Origin of the sequence: Streptococcus cuniculi (assembly GCF_004570575.1) — a bacterium.
GTDB lineage: Bacteria > Bacillota > Bacilli > Lactobacillales > Streptococcaceae > Streptococcus > Streptococcus cuniculi_A.
Genome location: NZ_SPPD01000133.1, coordinates 1 through 357, shown reverse-complemented (window position 1 = coordinate 357; position 357 = coordinate 1). Strand labels below are relative to the sequence as shown.

Annotated in this window: 1 protein-coding gene; it reads left to right on the top strand. The window is 42.9% G+C overall.

The genetic code is table 11. The annotated features are described in order from the left end of the window. Positions 1 to 71 precede the first annotated feature (71 nt). Positions 72 to 357 (top strand): hypothetical protein (locus E4T82_RS12385; RefSeq protein WP_135183009.1); only part of this gene is annotated, 286 nt, incomplete at its 3' end.

The following is a 357-nucleotide window of genomic DNA, read 5'->3' as shown; positions in this document are numbered from 1 at the left end:
AAGACAAAGCTTGATAGCGCTATTGAAGAAAAGCTAGCACTAGACAATCAACTAGCAGGAGAATTTAAGACATGGTATACGGGGCTTTCGAAGAAGTGTTGAGTATTATTCATCAAAAAGAGTGTGAGCTCACCGAAAAAGAAGAGGATTACTATCGTCATAAAAGGCGGCTTGAAGAGAGACTGATGGACTTGGATGACCGTCGTCGTCGCCTATCTGCTATCTTAGAGCAAGAACAGGATAAGATGAAGCAACTGTTGAACCACCACGATGCGAGTCAAGAGGAGGCAGGGAGTTTCTATGCGAAAGTTCAAGAGCTACAAGATGAGTCAGAATGGGCTTATAAGGATATTCTTC